4 protein-coding genes are annotated in these 4,533 nt (G+C 68.1%); 2 read left to right on the top strand and 2 right to left on the bottom strand.

The window, feature by feature from the left end; all coding sequences use genetic code 11:
- The coding region (gene pgi, locus QLQ83_RS03125; protein ID WP_282734108.1) for a glucose-6-phosphate isomerase at positions 1-1,104 on the top strand (1,104 nt) is incomplete at its 5' end.
- Positions 1,105-1,110: 6 nt separating this feature from the next.
- Here the strand turns inward: pgi and QLQ83_RS03120 are convergent.
- Positions 1,111-1,503, bottom strand: coding sequence for a fluoride efflux transporter FluC (locus QLQ83_RS03120; protein ID WP_282734107.1), 393 nt, complete (start codon positions 1,501-1,503; stop codon positions 1,111-1,113).
- Entirely contained in the window at positions 1,500-1,889 is a 390-nt protein-coding gene (locus QLQ83_RS03115) for a fluoride efflux transporter FluC (RefSeq protein WP_282734106.1), read from the bottom strand. Before QLQ83_RS03115 ends, QLQ83_RS03120 begins: the two co-directional genes overlap by 4 nt.
- Before the next feature lie 306 nt (positions 1,890-2,195).
- Between QLQ83_RS03115 and ybiO the strand changes: the two genes are divergently transcribed.
- Positions 2,196-4,514 carry a mechanosensitive channel protein gene (gene ybiO, locus QLQ83_RS03110; protein ID WP_411971110.1) on the top strand — a complete coding sequence of 773 codons (2,319 nt, stop codon included), beginning with the start codon at positions 2,196-2,198 and terminating at the stop codon, positions 4,512-4,514.
- The last annotated feature ends 19 nt before the right edge of the window (positions 4,515-4,533 follow it).

The following is a 4,533-nucleotide window of genomic DNA, read 5'->3' as shown; positions in this document are numbered from 1 at the left end:
TCCAACGTCGACGGCGCCCATATCCAGAAGGTGCTCAGCCGCCTCGACCCGGCCACCACCCTGTTCATCGTCTCCACCAAGACCTTCTCCACCCAGGAGACGCTGCTCAACGCCCATACCGCGCGCCGCTGGTTCCTGGACAACGCCGGCCCGGACGCCGACGTGGGGGCCCACTTCATCGCCGCCTCGACCAACAAGGCGGCGGCCATGGCCTTCGGCATCCGCGAGGAGAACGTCTTCGAGTTCTGGGCCTGGGTCGGCGGGCGCTACTCGATGTGGTCCTCCATCGGCCTGCCCATCGCACTCTCCATCGGCTTCGAGGGGTTCATGGAGCTGCTCGAGGGCGCCTATGAGATGGACCAGCACTTCCTCGCCGCGCCCTTCGCCGAGAACATGCCGGTGCTGATGGCGCTGATCGGCATCTGGCACATCAACTTCCAGGGCGCCGAGACCCAGGCCATCGTGCCCTACGACCAGGCGCTGCATCAGCTGCCGGCCTTCCTGCAGCAGCTCGACATGGAGTCCAACGGCAAGTCGGTGGACATCTTCGGCCACCCGGTGGACTACAAGACCGGGCCCATCGTCTGGGGCCAGACCGGCTCCAACGGCCAGCACGCCTTCTTCCAGCTGCTCCACCAGGGCACCCGCTACGTGCCCATCGACTTCATCGCCTCGCTCAGGCCCGAGCCGGGCATGGAGGAGCACCACTTCGCGCTGCTCACCAACATGCTGGCCCAGGCCAACGCCTTCATGGAGGGCAGCCAGACCGGCAGCCGGCTCGACCCCTACAGCTGCCCGGGCAACCGCCCCTCCAGCGTGCTGCTGCTCGACGAGCTGACACCGAAGAACCTCGGCGCGCTGATCGCGCTCTACGAGCACAAGGTGTTCGTCCAGGGAGTGATCTGGAACATCAACTCCTTCGACCAGTGGGGGGTGCAGCTGGGCAAGCGCATCGCCGGCGAGATCAGCGAGCGCATCGACGCCCACAGCCAGGACTTCGATGCCTCCACCCAGGGCCTGCTGGCGCTGGTGCGCGGACACTTCCCCCGCGGCAGCGGCGAACCGGCTGCCAAGGGCGGCAGGAAGGGCAAGACCAAGGGCTGAGGGCCCTCACCCCCGGGCGAGCGCCAGCCGCTGCCCGGCGCGATACCCCGCCCAGGCGGCGCCCAGCCACACCAAGAGACTGACCGCCACATAGCTCAGGGCCGCCATATGGCGGCCCTGATGCATCAGGTTCAGGGTCTCCAGGCCAAATAGCGAGAAGGTGGTGAAGCCGCCGCAGAAGCCGCCCACCAGGAAGGGCTTCCAGCGCGCGACCCGGCCGTGGGTGCGGCGGGCGGCATAGGCGGCGAAGCCGACGATCAGCCAGGAACCGAGGCCGTTCACCGCCAGGGTGGCCCAGGGGAAGGCCGGTCCCGCCAGCGCCAGCGAGACCAGGTAGCGCAGCGTGGAACCCATGGCGCTGCCCAGCCCCACGGCACCATAGGCACGCCAGGCGATCATGGCAGGCCCCCCGCCAGCCAGGCCCCGGCCAGCAGGGCCGCGAATCCGGTCCCCAGGGTGAGGGCGACGTAGCCCAGGGCCGCGGCCTGGCGCCGCTGCTGGCAGAGCGTCAGGGTCTGCAGGCTGAAGGAGGAGACGGTGGTATAGCCCCCCAGCAGGCCGATGGCCAGCAGCGACCAGGCCGGACCCGCCCCGGGGCCGGGCAGGCCCAGCCCCCCGGCCGCGAGGCCCATCAGCAGGGCGCCGCTCAGGTTGACCACCAGGGTCCCCCAGGGAAAGCCGACCCCCAGGTAACGGGCCACGAGGTTGCCTACCGCCAGGCGCGCCATGCCGCCCAGTCCCCCGCCACCGGCCACGGCCAGCAGCACCAACGGGTCGATGCTCATCCACTCCCCAAGCGTTGCGAGAAAGGTCCCGGGACGGTGACGACAAGGCGCCAAAAAAAAAGCCACCCGGTGAGGGTGGCCAAGAGTATCGCATGCTTGCCTTGCAGGGGGCAGTGACCCTCGGGTCGCTGCTGAAGACAATCTTGGCACAAGATCGCCATGATGTACAATTTATGTACATGAACATGTGATGACAGCGTCCGGGTCGTGACCCCGGGACAAAGTCCGTATCATGCTGATAACTGAGCGCAACCCTGACACCACATCGCCAACACGCATAGAGACGGAGGTCACAGCGTGAACCCAATGCGAGCCCTTCCTGCCATCCTTGGCTGGCTGCTGATTGCCCTGGTGGCACTCGCCGCCCCGGCCCAGGCACAGCAGGCCGACACCGGCAGCGAGCCGCCGGCCTACTCCACTTTGGCCGACCTGCTCGAGAACGAGCAGTCACGCCAGCAGCTGATCGACCAGCTGCGCGGCATGGCCGGTGACGTCGCCGCCTCCGAATCGGCGGGTGCCGAGGAGAGCGCCGCTGGCGCCGAGCCCTCGCTGCCCAGGCAGCTGGCCGAGGCCACCAGCCGCATCGTCGGAGATGTCGGTAGCCAGTTCACCAGCCTGGCGGAGGTGCTCGGCGGTCTGTTCACCGGCAGTGCCGATGCGACCAGCAGCTTCGACACGGCCGCCTTCAACAGCGCCGCCATCAACCTGGGCCTGGTGATACTGGCGACCTTCGTGCTGTTCGTGGCCATCCGTCGCCTGGCCCGGCCGCTGTTCACGCGCATCAGCCAGTGGTCGCTCAACGGCCAGGGGCTGACCCCGGTTCTGCGACTGGTACTCTGCGTGGCCCTGGCGGCGGTGATCGACGTGGCGGTGGTGGCCCTGGCCTATGTGGGGGGCAACCTGGTCGCCACCTTCGCGGTGGGCGAGACCGGCGAGCTCTCCACCCGTGCCTCGCTGTTCCTCAACGCCTTCCTGGTGATCGAGCTGCTCAAGGCGGCCGTGCGCATGCTCTTCTCGTCGCGCTACGAGGGGTTGCGCCTGCTGCCGGTGGGTGCCGAGGACGCCTCCTACTGGAATAGCTGGATCGCCCGCCTGATCGGGCTGGTGGGCTATGGCCTGATGGTGGTGGTGCCGCTGGTCAACGCCTACCTGTCACCGACCCTGGGCCAGAGCATCGGCACCCTGATCATGGTCGGTGCCTTCATCTATGCGGTCGCCGTGGTGCTGCGCAATCGGGTTCGCCTGCGCGACGCCCTCAACCACAAGGCCGACAACGCCACCATGGCGGCCAGTCGGGTCTCGCTGCAGCTGTTCGCCCGCACCTGGCATCTGTTCGCCCTGGCCTACTTCGTGATGGTGCTTGTGCTGGTGCTGACCCGGCCGGCGGACGCCCTGCCCTTCGTGCTCTTCGCCACCCTCAAGACCATCGCCGCGGTGGTGGCGGGCCTGCTGGTCTCGAGCCTGCTGACCCAGACCATCGGCCGGCGCATCCGCCTGGGGGACGACCTGCGCCGCAAGCTGCCCCTGCTCGAGCCACGACTCAACAGCTACGTGCCCAATGCCCTGCGGGTGATCCGCACCCTGATCCTGATCACGGTGTTCCTGGTGGTGCTGAACGCCTGGGGCGCCTTCGACCTGGCGGCCTGGTACGCCTCCGAGGCCGGCCACGGCCTGGTCGGCAAGGTGGTCAGCGTGTCAGTGATCCTGGTGATCGCCGTGGCCGCCTGGCTGGGCCTGGCCAGCCTGATCGAGCACAAGCTCAACCCGGAGACCGGCGGCGGCGTGCCCTCGGCCCGGGCCCAGACCCTGCTGGCCCTGTTCCGCAATGCCCTGGCCATCGCCCTGATCACCATGACCGCGATGATCGTGCTGGCCGAGATCGGCATCAACATCGGCCCGCTGATCGCCGGTGCCGGCGTGCTGGGCTTGGCCATCGGCTTTGGCTCCCAGAAGCTGGTGCAGGACATCATCACCGGCATCTTCATCCAGGTGGAGAACGCCATGAACACCGGCGACGTGGTCACGGTGGGCGGCGTCACCGGCACCGCCGAGAAGCTCAGCATCCGATCGGTGGGCATCCGTGACCTCTCCGGCACCTACCACATCGTGCCCTTCTCCAGCGTGGACACCGTCTCCAACTACATGCGCGAGTTCGGTAACCATGTCGGCGAGTACGGCATCGCCTACCGCGAGAGCATCGACGAGGCCATCGACCAGCTGAAGCTGGCCTTCGAGGACCTCAGGGCCAGCGAGGAGCACGGCCACAAGCTGCTGGAGCCGCTCACCGTGGCCGGCGTCGTGGCGCTGGCCGACAGCTCGGTGAACATCCGGGTGGTCATCAAGACCACGCCCGGCGACCAGTGGGCCGTGGGTCGCGCCTACAACCGCCTGGTCAAGCTGCGCTTCGACGAGGCCGGCATCGAGATTCCCTTCCCGCACACCACGCTCTACTTCGGCGAGGACAAGGCGGGCCGTTCACCGGCCGCCAACGTTCGGGTGCTGGAATCCACGGCTCGGCAACGCAAGGGGGTCGCGCCCCACCAGGAGGATCCCGAGCGGGGCATCCAGGAGATCGCCGACCCCGACCACCGCAATCCCTCGGGGGACGACGTCGAGGAGCCCTGACATCCGGGCGAATCTCCCC

Source organism: Halomonas rhizosphaerae (genome assembly GCF_030010555.1).
Taxonomy (GTDB): domain Bacteria; phylum Pseudomonadota; class Gammaproteobacteria; order Pseudomonadales; family Halomonadaceae; genus Halomonas; species Halomonas rhizosphaerae.
This window is presented reverse-complemented; position numbering and strand designations above follow the sequence as displayed.

Excerpts from the sequence above, each read along its gene's own strand:
- QLQ83_RS03115 (WP_282734106.1), bottom strand. The coding sequence starts at position 1,889 with ATGAGCATCGACCCGTTGGTGCTGCTGGCCGTGGCCGGTGGCGGGGGA.
- ybiO (WP_411971110.1), top strand. The coding sequence starts at position 2,196 with ATGCGAGCCCTTCCTGCCATCCTTGGCTGGCTGCTGATTGCCCTGGTG.
- QLQ83_RS03120 (WP_282734107.1), bottom strand. The coding sequence starts at position 1,503 with ATGATCGCCTGGCGTGCCTATGGTGCCGTGGGGCTGGGCAGCGCCATG.